Annotated in this window: 15 protein-coding genes; 9 read left to right on the forward strand and 6 right to left on the reverse strand. The window is 72.1% G+C overall.

All coding sequences use genetic code 11. From position 1 onward, the window contains the following. Window positions 1-107: 107 nt before the first annotated feature. Together ACH9D3_RS02425 and ACH9D3_RS02430 are read right to left on the reverse strand one after the other, a co-directional pair. Window positions 108-1,643: a sensor histidine kinase gene (locus ACH9D3_RS02425; protein WP_396409716.1), complete on the reverse strand. Its 1,536-nt coding sequence runs from the start codon at window positions 1,641-1,643 to the stop codon at window positions 108-110. A gap of 36 nt (window positions 1,644-1,679) precedes the next feature. Continuing rightward, window positions 1,680-2,426: a response regulator transcription factor gene (locus tag ACH9D3_RS02430; protein WP_396400361.1), complete on the reverse strand. Its 747-nt coding sequence runs from the start codon at window positions 2,424-2,426 to the stop codon at window positions 1,680-1,682. A 246-nt stretch (window positions 2,427-2,672) separates the two neighbouring features. Here ACH9D3_RS02430 and ACH9D3_RS02435 point away from each other — a divergent pair, with 246 nt between their 5' ends. The 8 genes from ACH9D3_RS02435 to ACH9D3_RS02470 all read left to right on the forward strand — a co-directional run bounded on the left by ACH9D3_RS02435 (window position 2,673) and on the right by ACH9D3_RS02470 (window position 10,501). After that, on the forward strand, window positions 2,673-3,899 hold the full coding sequence (locus ACH9D3_RS02435) for a heparan-alpha-glucosaminide N-acetyltransferase domain-containing protein (protein ID WP_396409717.1): 1,227 nt from the start codon (window positions 2,673-2,675) through the stop codon (window positions 3,897-3,899). A 35-nt stretch (window positions 3,900-3,934) separates the two neighbouring features. Then, window positions 3,935-5,221, forward strand: coding sequence for a serine hydroxymethyltransferase (gene glyA, locus ACH9D3_RS02440; protein ID WP_396409718.1), 1,287 nt, complete (start codon window positions 3,935-3,937; stop codon window positions 5,219-5,221). A 2-nt stretch (window positions 5,222-5,223) separates the two neighbouring features. Next, the gene (locus ACH9D3_RS02445) at window positions 5,224-6,111 is read left to right on the forward strand and encodes a bifunctional methylenetetrahydrofolate dehydrogenase/methenyltetrahydrofolate cyclohydrolase (RefSeq protein WP_396409719.1); all 888 of its coding nucleotides are present in this window, start codon (window positions 5,224-5,226) and stop codon (window positions 6,109-6,111) included. Window positions 6,112-6,249: 138 nt separating this feature from the next. Continuing rightward, complete coding sequence (locus ACH9D3_RS02450; protein WP_396409720.1) at window positions 6,250-6,774, forward strand: hypothetical protein; 525 nt, start codon at window positions 6,250-6,252, stop codon at window positions 6,772-6,774. 61 nt (window positions 6,775-6,835) lie between these two features. Further along, on the forward strand, window positions 6,836-7,672 hold the full coding sequence (locus tag ACH9D3_RS02455) for an exodeoxyribonuclease III (RefSeq protein ID WP_396400356.1): 837 nt from the start codon (window positions 6,836-6,838) through the stop codon (window positions 7,670-7,672). A 50-nt stretch (window positions 7,673-7,722) separates the two neighbouring features. Beyond that, window positions 7,723-8,790 (forward strand): tryptophan--tRNA ligase, encoded by a 1,068-nt coding sequence (gene trpS / locus ACH9D3_RS02460; protein WP_396409721.1) that lies wholly within the window; start codon window positions 7,723-7,725, stop codon window positions 8,788-8,790. Window positions 8,791-8,818: 28 nt separating this feature from the next. Next, entirely contained in the window at window positions 8,819-9,382 is a 564-nt protein-coding gene (locus ACH9D3_RS02465) for a 2'-5' RNA ligase family protein (RefSeq protein WP_396400354.1), read from the forward strand. 12 nt (window positions 9,383-9,394) lie between these two features. Beyond that, window positions 9,395-10,501, forward strand: a complete 1,107-nt coding sequence (locus ACH9D3_RS02470; protein ID WP_396409722.1) for a YhjD/YihY/BrkB family envelope integrity protein — start codon at window positions 9,395-9,397, stop codon at window positions 10,499-10,501. Window positions 10,502-10,585: 84 nt separating this feature from the next. Here ACH9D3_RS02470 and ACH9D3_RS02475 read toward each other — a convergent pair whose 3' ends face one another. The 4 genes from ACH9D3_RS02475 to sdhC form a co-directional block, all read right to left on the reverse strand. Beyond that, window positions 10,586-11,557 (reverse strand): succinate dehydrogenase iron-sulfur subunit, encoded by a 972-nt coding sequence (locus tag ACH9D3_RS02475; RefSeq protein WP_396400352.1) that lies wholly within the window; start codon window positions 11,555-11,557, stop codon window positions 10,586-10,588. Further along, on the reverse strand, window positions 11,557-13,308 hold the full coding sequence (gene sdhA, locus ACH9D3_RS02480) for a succinate dehydrogenase flavoprotein subunit (RefSeq protein ID WP_396400351.1): 1,752 nt from the start codon (window positions 13,306-13,308) through the stop codon (window positions 11,557-11,559). Before sdhA ends, ACH9D3_RS02475 begins: the two co-directional genes overlap by 1 nt. A 107-nt stretch (window positions 13,309-13,415) precedes the next feature. Next, window positions 13,416-13,904: a succinate dehydrogenase hydrophobic membrane anchor subunit gene (locus ACH9D3_RS02485; protein WP_396400350.1), complete on the reverse strand. Its 489-nt coding sequence runs from the start codon at window positions 13,902-13,904 to the stop codon at window positions 13,416-13,418. Window positions 13,905-13,909: 5 nt separating this feature from the next. Beyond that, window positions 13,910-14,290, reverse strand: a complete 381-nt coding sequence (gene sdhC, locus ACH9D3_RS02490; protein ID WP_396400349.1) for a succinate dehydrogenase, cytochrome b556 subunit — start codon at window positions 14,288-14,290, stop codon at window positions 13,910-13,912. 235 nt (window positions 14,291-14,525) lie between these two features. On the opposite strand from sdhC, the gene ACH9D3_RS02495 reads away from it, so the two are divergent. Next, a complete protein-coding gene (locus ACH9D3_RS02495; protein ID WP_396400348.1) occupies window positions 14,526-15,641 on the forward strand; it encodes a mannose-1-phosphate guanylyltransferase in 1,116 nt (371 codons plus the stop codon). The last annotated feature ends 28 nt before the right edge of the window (window positions 15,642-15,669 follow it).

Below are 15,669 nucleotides of genomic sequence, written 5' to 3' on the forward strand. Positions count from 1 at the left end.
GTTCGGCACGGGAGCGGGACGTCCGTCCGTGCCGACGGTTCCTGACCAGTTCATTAAACGGCCCGGGAGCCGTCGGGGCAAGCCGCGTCCGGCCAGCGGACCGCGGGTCAGCGGCCCGCCAGGGGCAGCCGGACGGTGAACCGGGTGCTCCCCGGGACGCTGCTCACGCCGACGTGACCGTGGTGGGCCAGCACGATGGCCTCCACGATGGACAGTCCCAGGCCCACGCCGCCGGAGCCACCGGCGCGGGCCCGGTCCTCCCGGGCGAAGCGGGCGAAGATGTGCTCCAGGAAGTCGGCGCCGATCCCCGGGCCGTCGTCGCCGACCACGAGCACGGCCTCGTCGCCGGACCCGGCCGCCGTGCCGAGCGACGTCGTGACCGTCGTCCCGGCCGGCGTGTGCTGGTGGGCGTTGGCGAGCAGGTTGATCAGCACCTGGCGCAGCTGGGCCGGGTCGCCCCGGACGAGCAGGGGCTCGTCGGGCAGCTCGAGGCGCCAGTCGTGACCGGGTGCGGCGACCCTGAGGTCGCTGACCGTCTCGACGACCAGCTCGAGCAGGTCGACGTCCTCCGTCACCACGGGGCGGCCCTCGTCCAGGCGGGCGAGCAGCAGCAGGTCCTCGACGAGCGCGGTCATCCGCGAGGCCTCCGACTCGACCCGGGACAGGGAGCTGCGTCCCTGCGGGCTCATCGGCTCCGTGAGCCGGATCAGCTCCGCGTAGCCGCGGATGCTGGCCAGCGGGGTGCGCAGCTCGTGGCTCGCGTCGGCCACGAAGCGGCGCACGCGCGTCTCGCTGCGCTGGCGGGCCGTCAGGGCGTGGGCGACGTTGTCCAGCATCCGCCCGAACGCGTGCCCGAGCCGGCCGACCTCCGTGTCGGGGTGCGCGGCCGGCGCCACGGCCCCCACCGGCAGGACCACCTCTCCGCGGTCGAGGTCGAGCTCCGACACCCTGGTCGCGACGTCGGAGAGGCGTTCCACGGGGCGCAGGGTGCGCCGGACGACGACGAGCCCGATCAGCCCCGTGGCGGCGATCGCGCCGGTCGAGATCGCCGCGGTGCTCACCCCGAAGCTGCGCAGGGTGTCCTCCTTGTCGGCCAGCGGCAGGCCGGTCAGCACCAGCCCCCAGTCCCACGGGTCGTCGACGACCAGCACCCGGTAGCGGCCCACGGCCAGCTCCGCGTCCACGGGCCCCCACTCCTCGCCGCCGTCCGCGTCCGATTCCGCGCCGAGCTCCACCACGAGCTCCTCGATCCGCCGCCGGTCCGCGTCGCCCAGCCGCTGGCGCGTCCCGTCGGTCGCGAAGAGCCCGCCGCGGACCACCTCGCCGTCGATGATGCGGGCGTTGAGGGTGCCGGCGCCCTGCGCGGGGACGTCCATGATGCTCTCGAGCTCCTCGGACGGTCCGGCCGAGGCCCGCACCCCGTACTCGATCGTCCGGAAGGAGGCGTCGCGGACCTCCCGATCCAGCTGCTCGCCGAGGGACACGCTGAGGGCCGCGTTGCCCAGGGCCCCCACCGCGGCGCACGCGACGGTCAGCAGCGCCAGGACCATGAGCAGCAGCTTGGTCCGCAGCTGCAGTGCCCTGCCCACGGCCCCGTCCCGTGCCCCGCCCCGGGACCGCGCGCCGGCCCTCCCCGTGCTCATGCGGCCGTGCTCACGGAACCGTGCTCATCGGGTCGCTCACTCGGCCGGTTTGAGCACGTAGCCGGCGCCGCGCACGGTGTGGATCATGGGCGGGCGGCCGGCGTCGATCTTCTTGCGCAGGTACGAGATGTACAGCTCCACCACATTGGTCTGGCCGCCGAAGTCGTAGCCCCAGACCTGTTCGAGCAGCTGCGGCTTGCTCAGCACGCGGCGCGCGTTGTGCATGAGGCAGCGCAGCAGGTCGAACTGGGTGGCGGTCAGCGGGATCTCCTCGCCGCCGCGGCGGACCTCCCGGGTGTCCGCGTTGAGCACGAGGTCGCCCACGACGAGCTCCGCGGCGTCCGGGTGGGCGATGCCCGCACGCTGCACCAGGCGCTGCAGCCGCAGCAGCAGCTCCTCCATGTCGAACGGCTTCGTCACGTAGTCGTCCCCGCCCGCGGCGAGCCCGGTGATGCGGTCCTCGGTGCTGTCCTTCGCGGTCAGGAACAGGGCCGGGACGGCCGGGGCGAACGTGCGGATCCGCTCGAGCACCTCGACGCCGGTGCAGCCTGGGAGCATGACGTCGAGCACCAGGACGTCGGGCCGGAACCCGCGGGCCTCGGTCACCGCGGACTCGCCGTCGTGGGCCGAGCGCACGTCCCAGCCCAGCATCGAGAGCCCCATGGACACCATCTGGGCGAGCAGCGGCTCGTCGTCCACGACGAGGGCGCGCACCGGCGCGCCGTCGGGGTGCCGCAGGCGCGGGAGGTCCACGGCGGTGGGCCGCTGCACGGGCTCGGTCACGGCGCGCCTCCCTGGAGCTCCCGCCGCCGACGGCGCCGGCGGCCTCGGATCGATCTCGGACCGCCCTCAGCGTAGCGCCGGACCCGCCCCCCGGTCCTTTGCGGACGCACTTCACAGCCTCGGCACAGGAAGCGGATAAGGGCGCCACATGCCCGTCTGCTGGACTGGTCGCCGGACAGGGGCCCGCGGGCCCCGGACGGTCGGGCAGGGGGCCCGCCGGAACGCCGCGAGAGGGGAACGACCGCCATGCTGCACACCCACCACCCGGCCGGGGGGAACCGGTCCGCGGAGCCGTCCGCGGCGCCGCGGACCGGCCGGCGCCTGGTCGGGATCGACGCGGCCCGCGGCCTCGCCCTGCTCGGCATGATCTCCGTGCACGTCCTGCCGGCCTGGGATCCGGAGACCTTCGAGGCCACGGCCCAGTGGACGCTGTTCTCCGGCCGGGCCGCCGCCCTGTTCGCACTGCTCGCCGGCGTGGGTCTGGCCTTCGTCTCGGGCGGGACCCGCGTGCACGCCGGACGCCGGAGGACCGCCGACCGGACCGGGCTGCTCGTGCGCGCGGTGCTCATCACCCTGCTGGGACTGCTCGTCAACCAGTTCTCCCCGGGGGACCCGCCCGCCTACAACATCCTGGTCTACTACGGGATGTTCTTCCTGCTCGCCCTGCCCTTCCTGCACCTGTCCGCACGCGCCCTGTTCGCCTGGGCCGCGGGGACGGCCCTGCTCGGGCCCGTGCTGGTGCACTCGCTGGGGCCCGCCCTGCCCGTCTTCAGCGTCTACAACCCGGCTCTCGCCGACGTCGTCGCCGAACCGGGCACCGCCCTCGCCCAGCTGCTCGTGACCGGCTCGTACCCCGGGGTGACGTACGTCGCCTACCTCCTCGCGGGCCTGGCCCTCGGACGGCTGGACCTCTCGGCGGCACGCACGCAGGCGGGCCTGCTGATCGGCGGCGCCGCGCTCGCGGCGCTGTCCGCCGGCACCTCGTGGCTGCTGCTGCACCCCCTCGGCGGGATCGGGCGGATGCTCGCCGCGAGCCCCTTCACGGACCGGGAGGACATCCGGGACGTCCTCGTGTACGGGCCGGACCCGGTCCTGCCCACGTCCACCTGGTGGTGGCTGGCCGTGACCGGCCCGCACACCAACACACCGCTCGCCCTGCTGAGCGGTGTGGGCACCGGGGCCCTCGTCCTGGGCCTGTGCCTGCTGGTGGCCCGCCGGGCCGAGAGCGTGCTGCTGCCGCTGGTCGCGGCCGGCTCGATGACCCTCACCCTCTACTCCGCGCACCTGCTCGTGCTCTTCCTGGAGGTGCACTACGAGCAGCCGGTCCTGTGGTTCCTGGTGCAGGTCCTGGCCGGCACGGTCTTCGCGGTCCTCTGGCGCCGGGCCCGGGGGCAGGGCCCGCTCGAACGGGTCGTGGGCAGGGCCGCGCACGGCGGCAGAGACCTGGTGCTGCGCCATCGCCTAAACTCGTAGACGGTCCACCCAGGTCCCCACCCCTCAGGAGCGGCATGTCCACGAGCACCTCCCCGTCCGTCACCAACCAGCCTCTCGCCGAGGTCGACCCGGAGGTCGCCGCGGCGATCGCCGACGAGCTCGGCCGCCAGCGCGGCACTCTCGAGATGATCGCCTCCGAGAACTTCGCGCCCCGGGCGGTCCTCGAGGCCCAGGGCTCCGTGCTGACGAACAAGTACGCCGAGGGCTATCCCGGGCGCCGCTACTACGGCGGCTGCGAGTTCGTCGACGTCGTCGAGAACCTCGCGCGGGACCGGGCGACGGCCCTGTTCGGCGCGGAGCACGCCAACGTGCAGCCGCACTCGGGCGCCCAGGCCAACACGGCCGTGATGCAGGCGCTCATGACACCCGGCGACAAGCTGATGGGCCTGTCCCTCGCCCACGGCGGCCACCTCACCCACGGGATGAAGCTCAACGTCTCCGGCAAGCTCTACGAGATCGCCGCCTACGAGGTCGACCCCGGCACCTACACCATCGACATGGAGAAGGTGCGGGAGCAGGCGCTGGCCGAGCGCCCGCAGGTCATCGTGGCCGGCTGGTCCGCGTACTCGCGCGAGCTGGACTTCGAGGCGTTCCGCTCGGTCGCCGACGAGGTCGGCGCCAAGCTGTGGGTGGACATGGCCCACTTCGCGGGCCTCGTGGCGGCGGGCCTGCACGCCAACCCGGTGCCGCACGCCCACGTGGTGACGTCCACGGTGCACAAGACCCTCGCGGGGCCCCGCTCCGGGGTCATCCTGACCACGGGCGAGCTCAAGAAGAAGATCGACTCGGCCGTCTTCCCGGGCCAGCAGGGCGGACCGCTCATGCACGCCATCGCCGGCAAGGCCGTGGCCTTCAGGATCGCGGCCACCGAGGAGTTCCGGGCCCGACAGGAGCGCACCGTCCGGGGCGCCCGGATCCTCGCCGAGCGGCTCGGGGCCGACGACGTCGCCCGGGCCGGGGTGTCCGTGCTGACCGGCGGCACCGACGTGCACCTGGTCCTGGTGGACCTGCGCGACTCCGAGCTGGACGGCAAGCAGGCCGAGGACCTCCTGCACCGGGCCGGGATCACCGTCAACCGCAACGCCGTGCCGTGGGACCCGCGGCCGCCGATGGTCACCTCCGGGCTGCGGATCGGCACCCCCGCGCTGGCCACCCGCGGCTTCGGCGACCCCGAGTTCGAGGAGGTCGCCGAGATCATCGCCACCGCCCTCAAGCCCGACGCCGACGTCCCGGCCCTGCGGACCCGCGTGGACAGGCTCGCCACGGACTTCCCCCTCTACGACGGCCTCGAGGAGTGGTGAGCATGGGCGCGCAGGTACTGGACGGGCGGGCGGCCTCCGCCGCCATCAAGGCCGAGCTCGCCGAGCGCGTCGCCGTGCTGGCGGAACGGGGGATCACCCCCGGCCTCGGCACGGTGCTGGTGGGCGGCGACCCCGCCTCGCACTCCTACGTGGGCGGCAAGCACAAGGACTGCGCCGAGGTCGGCATCTCCTCCATCCGCCGCGAGCTGACCGCGGACGTCTCCCAGGAGGAGCTCGAGCGCGTCCTCGACGAGCTCAACGCGGACCCCGCGTGCACCGGCTACATCGTCCAGCTGCCCCTGCCGGATCACATCGACACCAACGCGATCCTCGAGCGCGTCGATCCGGACAAGGACGCGGACGGGCTGCACCCGACGAATCTCGGCCGTCTCGTGCTCAACGTCTCCGAGCCGATGGCCTCCCCGCTGCCGTGCACACCGAACGGAGTGATCGAGCTGCTGCGCCGGCACGACGTCGACCTCGCGGGCCGGCACGTGCTGGTCGTGGGCCGCGGCGTGACCGTCGGACGGCCGATCGGGCTGCTGCTGACCCGCAAGGAGATCAACGCCACGGTCACCCTCGCCCACACGGGCACGAAGAACCTCGACGAGCTGCTGGCCCAGGCCGACGTCGTCGTGGCCGCCGCCGGGCGACCGCACATGATCACCGCCGACCGCCTCAAGGACGGGGTCGTGCTGCTCGACGTCGGCGTCTCCCGCGTCGAGGACCCCGGGACGGGGAAGAAGAAGCTCACCGGCGACATCGACCCGGCCGCCGCGCAGAAGGCCTCCTGGATGTCGCCGAACCCCGGCGGGGTGGGGCCCATGACCCGGGCCATGCTGCTGCTCAACGTCGTCGAGACCGCCGAGCGGCACGCCGGTATCGGCTGAGCCCCGGCGGCACGCCGCGGCCCCGGGAGCGATCGCCCGCTCCCGGGGCCGCCCCCGTCCGCGGGACCACGGGCGGCGGGACCGCGGGGAGCCCGCGCCGGTTCGTGGCCCGGCCGGGGATTTGAGACACTGGTCCCCATGCGCTCCATCGGATCCCCGACCCCGTCCGCCTCGACCGCCGAGCCCGCCGGCCGCACCGCCCTCTGGGGGACGGTGATCGGCATGGCTGTGCTCGTGGTCATCTTCGTGGTGGCCCTGCTGCAGGCCGCGAACGCGAACTCCTGGCTGGGATGGGCGCTCGCCGGGATCGCGCTGGGCTGGCTGCTGCTCGCCGCCTGGGTGGTGCTCATGGTCCGCAGGGCGGCCCGGTTCGGCCGCCGGCAGGTCGACGAGGCCCGGGAGCAGCTGCGCACCGGCTCCGGCCGCGCCCCCGCCGCGACACGCTCCGGTGCCGCGGACTCCATGCGGGACGAGAAGCTGTCCCACAGCTTCCAGATCGTCCTGGTCCAGTCCAGGGTGATCAAGCAGGAGCTCGCCGCGCTGCCCGTGCCGGAGGAACGGCGCGAGGCGCTGGACCGCGCCCTCGACACGATCGACGTCACGGCCGGCAACGGGATGAGCATGCTCCGCCAGGAACCGCTCGACGGCACCGTGGTCGACTGACCCGCGGGCCGCGGCCCCAGCACGACCCCTCACACCCTCCCCGGAAGACAGGTGCCCCTGCATGTCCCGCCCCGAGAACGTCCTGCGCGTCGCCACCGTCAACGTCAACGGCATCCGCGCCGCCTACAAGCGCGGCATGGCCGACTGGCTCGCCGGCCGCGACGTCGACATCCTGTGCCTGCAGGAGGTCCGGGCCCCCGACACGGTCGTGCGGGACCTGCTCGACGAACGCGTGTGGGACGTCCACCACGCGGAGGCCGCGGACAAGGGCCGGGCCGGCGTGGCCGTCGCGACGCGCCGCGAGGCCCGCGGCGGGTCGCTGCTGCCCACGGGCCGGCGCGACTCCATCGGCCACGAGCACTTCACGACCTCGGGACGGTGGGTCGAGACCGACCACGCCCTCGACGGCGGGAGCACGCTGACCGTGGTCTCGGCCTACGTGCACTCCGGGGAGGTCGGCACCCCCAGGCAGGACGACAAGTACCGCTTCCTCGACGTGATGACCGAGCGTCTGCCCGAGCTGGCCCGCACGCGGGAGCACGTGCTCGTCGTCGGGGACCTCAACGTGGGGCACACCGAGCTCGACATCAAGAACTGGAAGGGCAACGTCAAGAACGCCGGGTTCCTGCCCGAGGAGCGCGCCTACTTCGACCGGTTCCTCGGCGAGCACGGCTACAAGGACGTCGCCCGCGAGCTCGCCGGTCCCGTCCCGGGGCCCTACACGTGGTGGTCGTACCGCGGGAAGGCCTTCGACACCGACGCCGGGTGGCGCATCGACTACCACATGGCCACCCCGGGGCTCGCGGCCCGGGCCGTGACCGCGGTGGTGGACCGCGCCCCCAGCTACGACACCCGCTTCTCCGACCACGCGCCCGTCGTGGTCGACTACCAGCTCTGAACCCCGTTCCGCGCCCCGCCGCCGCACGCCCGATCGAAGGACCCCGCACCGTGACCGCTCAGCCCGCCGTACCGTTCGACGTCCCCACCGCCTCCGGCGCACCCCGTGTCGTCTCCGGGGTGCAGCCCTCGGCGGACTCCCTGCATCTGGGCAACTACGTGGGGGCCGTGCGCAACTGGGTGGACATGCAGGACGACAACGAGTGCGTGTTCTTCGTCGCCGACCTGCACGCCATCACCGCCGACCAGGACCCGGCCGCCCTGGCCCAGCGGACCCGCGTCACGGCGGCGCAGTACATCGCGGCCGGCATCGACCCGGAGCGCTCCACCCTGCTGGTGCAGTCCCACGTGCCCGAGCACGCCCAGCTCGCGTGGGCCCTGAACTGCATCACGGGCTTCGGCGAGGCCTCCCGGATGACGCAGTTCAAGGACAAGTCCGCCAGGCAGGGCGCGGAGAACGCCACCGTGGGCCTCTTCGCCTATCCGGTGCTGATGGCCGCGGACATCCTGATCTACCAGGCGCACCAGGTGCCCGTGGGCGAGGACCAGCGCCAGCACCTCGAGCTGACCCGCAACCTCGCGCAGCGGTTCAACTCCCGGTTCGGGGACACGTTCGTGGTCCCGGACGCGAAGATCCTCGCCGAGTCCGCCAAGCTCTACGACCTGCAGCACCCCACCGCCAAGATGTCGAAGTCCGCGGCCAGCGAGAACGGTCTCGTCCGGCTGCTCGACCCGGCCCGGAAGAACGCGAAGAAGATCAGGTCGGCCGTGACCGACGACGGCACGGAGATCCGCTTCGACCGCGAGGCCAAGCCGGGCATCGCCAACCTGCTGACCATCTACTCGGCGCTCAGCGGCCGGGCGGTGGACGACGTGGTGGCGGAGTACGAGGGACGGCTGTACGGCCACCTCAAGGTGGGCCTGGCCGAGGTGGTCACGGAGACCCTCGACCCCATCCGGGCGCGCGCCCACGAGCTGCTGGACGACCCCGCGGAACTCGACCGCATCCTGGCCCGCGGTGCCGAGAAGGGCCGGGAGATCACCGTCCGGACGCTCGCCGGGGTCTACGACCGGATGGGCTTCCTGCCGCGCCTGGGCGGGTCCGGGGGGCTGGGCTAGGCTGGGTCCCGTCCTGTGAGGAGTTGAGTTGACCCGAACGCAGCAGTCCCCCACCATCCGCCCCGGTCAGGTGTACGCGGGCGTGGTGATCGAGCTGCCCGAGCCCGTGGGCCGGGAGCTCCAGGACTGGCGCGCGTCCTTCGGGGACCCGGCTTCCTACGCCGTGCCGGCGCACATCACCCTGATGATCGCCCCCCACGCGGAGCGCTGGGACGACGTCGTCGACCGCGTGGGCTCGGTGGCCCGCGAGTGGGAGCCGTTCCGGGTGGAGATCAACGGCACGGGCACGTTCCGCCCCGTGAGTCCGGTGGTCTACCTGCGCATCCGGGAGGGCGAGGAGCAGTGCCGGGCGCTGCACGAGGCCCTGCACGAGGAGCAGCTCGTCTCGGCGTCCCCCTTCGACTTCCACCCGCACGTGACGATCGCCCAGGCCGTGGAGGAGGAGGACCTCGACCGGGCGCAGGACATGCTGCGGACCTACCGCGCCGGCTTCCTCGTGGACCGGATCGGCCTCTACGAGCTCGACGGGCACGGCGTCTGGACGATCCGCGACGAGTTCCCCTTCGCGGGGAGCGCACGCGGCCGGCGCTGAGCCGCCGCGGCCATGAGCACCCGCACCGGTCCCCGTCCCGGTCCCGTCCCGGAGATGCCGCCCCGCGCGGTCGACCGGCACGGGCTGCGCCGGGAGGCGCTGCGCCAGCGGGCGCTGCTGCACGAACGGCGCGCCGCCGGCGCCGGGCCCGTCGCGCTGGCCGGGTCCGTGCTGGTCGTGGCGCTCTCCCGGTTCTTCACGCAGTTCCCGGTCCGGGTGGTCATGCACTACCTGTTCCACGGCGGTCCCCTCATGGCGGCCGGGCTGTCCTTCGTGCTCATCTTCGCGTCCACCGCCCTGCTGGTCATGGGCTTCTCGGTGATCGGCGTGTTCCTCGGCAACGACTCCGGCCTCCGGAACGCCGTGGTGGAGGCCGTGACGGAGCGCGTGCCCGGGCTGCTCGACACCGGCAACGGGGGAGTGGTCCCCCTCCAGCTGCTGGAGGACACCCGGCCCTTCACGCTGGCCACCGTGATCGGCGGCGCCGTCCTCTTCTTCTCGGGCTGGCGGTGGGTCTCCGGCGTGCGCCTGGCGTTCCGCCGGCTGTTCGAGGTGCCGCCGGCGCAGGGCGTGCCCGTCGCGGCCGTGCCCCGCGACCTGCTGGGCCTCGTCGTGCTCGGCGTGCTGCTCGGGCTCTCGGTCGTGGCCAACGGCGCGGCCTCGGGGCTCCTGGGGTTCCTGCTCGACACGGCCGGGGAGCTCGGCTGGGGGAGCGGCCCGGACTGGCTGCGCACCGGCCTCACGTGGGCGCTGAGCACCCTGCTGGTCGTCGTGCTCGACGCCCTCTTCGCCCTCGAGCTCGTGCGGGGCGTGGCCGGGCTGCGGATCACCCGCCGCGCCCTGGTCGTCACGGTGCTCGCCGCGGCGGCCGGCAACTTCGCGCTGCGCTACATCGGCGGCGCCGTCATCGCCGAGGCCACCACCAACCCGTACCTGCTCTCGGTGGCCCTGGTGGTCGGCGTGCTGCTGTGGTTCTACCTGTTCAGCCAGATCCTGCTGTTCTCGGCGGCGATCGGGGCGATCGTGCAGGCCGACCAGCACGGCGGGTGGGTGCACCCCGACCACGAGGCGGTGGCCGTCACCGTGGTCCCCATGGACTCGCTGCCCGAGCACGCCTGAGCGCCCACCGCCGCGCCCGGACGACGACGGCGGCACGTCCCCCGCCGTGGGCAGGGAACGGGCCGCCGTGGCCGCCGGGCACGCTCACATGGAGCGGCTCAGGATGGCGTTCTTCACCTCGGCGATCGCCTTCGTGACCTGGATCCCGCGCGGGCAGGCCTCGGTGCAGTTGAAGGTCGTGCGGCAGCGCCACACCCCCTCCTTGTCGTTGAGGATCTCCAGGCGCAGGTCTCCCGCGTCGTCGCGGGAGTCGAAGATGAACCGGTGCGCGTTGACGATCGCGGCGGGACCGAAGTACTGGCCGTCGGTCCAGAACACGGGGCAGGACGACGTGCACGCGGCGCACAGGATGCACTTGGTGGTGTCGTCGAAGCGTGCCCGGTCCTCCTGGGACTGGTAGCGCTCCATGGTCGGCTCGTTGCCGCCGGCGACCAGGAACGGCATGATCTCGCGGTAGGACTGGAAGAACGGCTCCATGTCCACGATCAGGTCCTTCTCGCACGGCAGGCCCTTGATGGGCTCCACCGTCACGGGCTTGGACAGGTCCATGTCCTTGAGCAGCACCTTGCAGGCGAGGCGGTTCTGGCCGTTGATGCGCATGGCGTCCGAGCCGCAGACCCCGTGGGCGCAGGAGCGGCGGAACACCAGCGTGCCGTCGATCTCCCACTTCACCTTGTGCAGGGCGTCCAGGACGCGGTCGGTGCCGTACATGGTGAGCTTGAACTCGTCCCAGCGGACCTCGTCGGAGACCTCGGGGTTGTAGCGGCGGATCTGCAGGGTGAGGTCGAAGGTGGGGATCTCCTGGCTGCCCTGCTGCTCCTCGGGCAGGTCCACCCGCGAGGCGGGCTCCCCGCCGTCGGCGTTCTCGGCGGCGGGGTCCACGGCGGGGGCGTCGGCCTCGTCCCGCTCGTCGACGGACCCGGCGTCCGCGTCGGTCTTGTAGCCGGCGCGGTCGTCCTGGTCGTGTCCCGGGTCGTGGCCGTGCTCCGGGGCGCGGTCCTGCGGGTCGTCGTCGCGGCCGTCCCCGGGCCGGTCGGGGGTGTGTGCGGTAGACATCAGTACTTGCGCTCCATCGGCTCGTAGCGGGTGAAGATGACGGGCTTCGTCTCCTGCCGGATCCCCGCGGTGGGGGAGGAGGGGTCGAGGTACACCATCGAGTGCTTCATGAAGTTGTCGTCGTCGCGCTCCGGGAAGTCCTCCCGGAAGTGCCCGCCGCGGGACTCGGTGCGGTGCAGGGCGGCCACGGTCATGACCTTCGCGAGCTGCAGCAGGAAGCCGAGCTCCACGGCCTCGAGCAGGTCCAGGTTGAAGCGCTTGCCCTTGTCCTGGATCGAGATGTTCGCGTACCGGGCCTCGAGCGCGGCGATGTCGTCCAGCGCCGTCTGCAGGGTCTCGGCCGTGCGGAACACCTGCACGTTGAGGTCCATGCTGTCCTGCAGCTCCTTGCGGATGGCCGCGACCTTCTCGGTGCCGGTCCCGTTGCGGGCGTTGTCGAGCAGCGCCACGGTGCTCTCCAGGGCGGTGTCCGGGACGGGCACGAACTCGGCCTGCTGCGCGTACTCGGCCGCGTAGATGCCGGCGCGCTTGCCGAACACGTTGATGTCCAGTAGCGAGTTGGTGCCCAGGCGGTTGGAGCCGTGCACGGACACGCAGGCGACCTCGCCCGCGGCGTACAGGCCCGGGACCACGTTCTCGTTGTCCTGGAGCACCTCGGCCTTGATGTTGGTCGGGATGCCGCCCATCGCGTAGTGGCAGGTGGGGAAGACCGGGACGGGCTCCGTGTAGGGCTCCACACCGAGGTACGTGCGGGCGAACTCCGTGATGTCGGGCAGCTTCGCGTCGATGTGCGCCGGCTCGAGGTGGGTCAGGTCGAGGAGGACGTAGTCCTTGTTCGGCCCGGCGCCGCGGCCCTCGCGCACCTCGTTGGCCATGGACCGGGCCACGATGTCGCGGGGGGCGAGGTCCTTGATGGTCGGGGCGTAGCGCTCCATGAAGCGCTCGCCGTCGGCGTTGCGCAGGATCCCGCCCTCGCCGCGCGCGGCCTCGGAGACGAGGATGCCCAGCCCGGCCAGACCGGTCGGGTGGAACTGGATGAACTCCATGTCCTCGAGGGGCAGGCCGTTGCGGAACGCGATCGCCATGCCGTCGCCGGTGAGGGTGTGGGCGTTGGAGGTCGTCTTGTAGACCTTGCCGGCGCCGCCGGAGGCGAAGACCACCGACTTGGCCTGGAAGACGTGCAGCTCGCCGGACGCGAGGTCGTAGGAGACGACGCCGGCGACGCGGCGCTCACCGTCCACCTCGGTCATGATCAGGTCCAGGACGTAGTACTCGTTGTAGAACTCCACGTTGTGCTTGATGCAGCTCTGGTACAGCGTCTGGAGGATCATGTGGCCGGTGCGGTCCGCGGCGTAGCACGCACGGCGGACCGGTGCCTTGCCGTGGTCCCGGGTGTGCCCGCCGAAGCGGCGCTGGTCGATCTTGCCCTCGGGGGTGCGGTTGAACGGCAGGCCCATCTTCTCGAGGTCGAGGACGGCGTCGATGGCCTCCTTGGCCATCACCTCGGCGGCGTCCTGGTCGACGAGGTAGTCACCGCCCTTGATGGTGTCGAACGTGTGCCACTCCCAGTTGTCCTCCTCGACGTTGGCGAGGGCCGCGCACATGCCGCCCTGGGCCGCGCCGGTGTGCGAACGCGTGGGGTACAGCTTGGTCAGTACGGCAGTGCGGGAGCGCTGACCGGCCTCGATGGCGGCGCGCATACCGGCACCACCGGCGCCGATGATGACCACGTCGTACTTGTGAACCTGCATACCGGTTGTTCTTTCTGTTGGGTGTTCGGAAGATGTGCTGGCCGTCCGGTCGCCCTCGACCGGACGTCGGAGGCGGCCCGCGGGGGACGGGCCGCCTCCGACCGGACTCAGCCCGCGGTGCAGAAGCTCGCGAGCAGCGCGGGGTCCGCGCCGACCGGGCAGGGCTCGAAGGTGAAGATCACCAGGGTGCCGAGCAGGATCACGAAGGCGGACGTGGTGAAGAGGAAGACCTTCAGCCAGAACCGGGTCCGGTCCCGCTCCGAGTAGTCGTCGATGATCACGCGCAGGCCGTTGGTGCCGTGCAGCATCGCGAGCCACAGCAGGAGCATGTCGAAGACCTGCCAGAACGGGCTGGCCCACTTGCCGGCCACGAACGCGAAGTCCACCGCGTTCACGCCGCCCTCCGGACCCACCAGGTTGACCCACAGGTGGACGAAGACGAGGACGAGCAGGACCACGCCGGAGACGCGCATGAACAGCCACGCGTACATCTCGAAGTTGTTGCGACGGGAGGAGGAGCGGTTGTACTTGACACCGTTGACCTCGAGGTCCTTGCTCCGGGGGACCGAGATGCGTGCCTTGATCGGAGTGCTCATGGTGATTAACCCCCGAAGACGTGGGACAGGTGACGGATGAGGAACGGGATCATGACGACGACCCACAGCAGCAGGACGCCCCAGAGCATCTGCTTCTGGTACTTGGTGCCGCTGGACCAGAAGTCGACCATGATGATGCGCAGGCCGTTGAACGCGTGGTACACGATGGCCGCCACGAGGCCGGCCTCGCCGAGACCCATGACCGGGTTCTTGTACGTCGCCATGACCGCGTTGTAGGCCTCGGGCGAGACGCGCACGAGCGCGGTGTCCAGGACGTGGACCAGAAGAAAGAAGAAGATGGCCACGCCGGTGATGCGGTGGGCGACCCAGGACCACTGGCCATGGGCCTGGCCTCGGTACAGGGTGCCCTTGGATGTCTTCGCCACTGAAAAACCTCCCTGAGTCGCTCGCCGTCGTGCGCTCTTGAAATACCGGGAATTCGCACTGCGCACGACGTGAGCGGAGCCCTCCGGCTCTGTGTCGGATGATGCGCGAGTTCCCTCCTACGATACCAGCACCACGGGTGTTTACTGACAGCCTGTCCCTGGCCGGGACACGCGTTCCTCCGTGCCCGGCCGCCGTTCTCCGTGCGCTCCGCGGCGAGGTCGTACAGTGTTGTCCGTGACCTCCCCACTCGCCCACTTCCACCCCTTCATCCCTGCCGGAGGGGTCGGCTCCCGGCTCTGGCCCCTGTCCCGGGCCGACGCGCCGAAGTTCCTGCTGGACCTCACCGGCTCCGGCTCGTCGCTCCTGCGCGCCACCTACGACCGGCTCGCCGGGCTCGGCGGCGGCAGCGTCATGGTCGTGACCGGCCGCACGCACGCCGCGGCGGTGTGCCGGCAGCTCCCGGAGCTCTCGGCGGAGGACCTCGTGCTCGAGCCCTCCCCGAAGGACTCGGCGGCGGCCATCGGGCTGGCCTGCATGCTCGTCCAGCGCCGGGACCCCGAGGCGATCGTCGGCTCCTTCGCCGCCGACCACGTGATCGAGCCCGCCGGGGCCTTCCAGGACGCCGTGCGGGAGGCGGTGACCGCCGCGGCCACGGGACGGATCGTGACGATCGGGATCCCGCCGAGCTCCCCGGCCACCGGGTTCGGCTACATCCGGGCCGGGGCCCCGCTGGGGATCCCGGGGGCGCCGAACGCGCTGGGCGTCGAGGAGTTCGTCGAGAAGCCCGACGAGGACACCGCCCGGCAGTACGTGGCCGGGGGCAACCACACCTGGAACGCCGGGATGTTCGTGGCCCCGGCGTCGTTGATGCTGCGCCATCTCGCGGCGAGCGAGCCGGCGCTGCACGCCGGGCTGAGCGAGATCGCCGAGGCCTGGGGCACCCCGGCCCAGGACGAGGTCGTGGACCGGGTGTGGCCCGGGCTGCCGAAGATCGCGATCGACTACGCCGTGGCCGAGCCCGCGGCCGCGGCCGGGGACGTGGCCATGGTCCCGGCGAGCTTCACCTGGGACGACGTCGGGGACTTCGCCGCGATCCGGCGGCTCAACCACGTCGATCCCGAGACGGATCCCGACGTGACGGTCCTGGGCGACAACAGCCGGGTGCTCTCGGACAGCTCCAGCGGCATCGTCGTCTCGGACACGGGCCGGCTGATCGCCCTGATCGGGGTCGAGGACATCGTCGTGGTGGACACCCCGGACGCGCTGCTGGTGACCACCCGGGAGCACGCCCAGCGGGTCAAGGACGCCGTGGCCTCCCTGAAGCAGCGCGGCAACACGGACGTGCTCTGAAAACGGCCGGGGCCGTGCGCACCCGGGA

Source organism: Kocuria kalidii (genome assembly GCF_044462225.1).
Taxonomy (GTDB): domain Bacteria; phylum Actinomycetota; class Actinomycetes; order Actinomycetales; family Micrococcaceae; genus Kocuria; species Kocuria kalidii.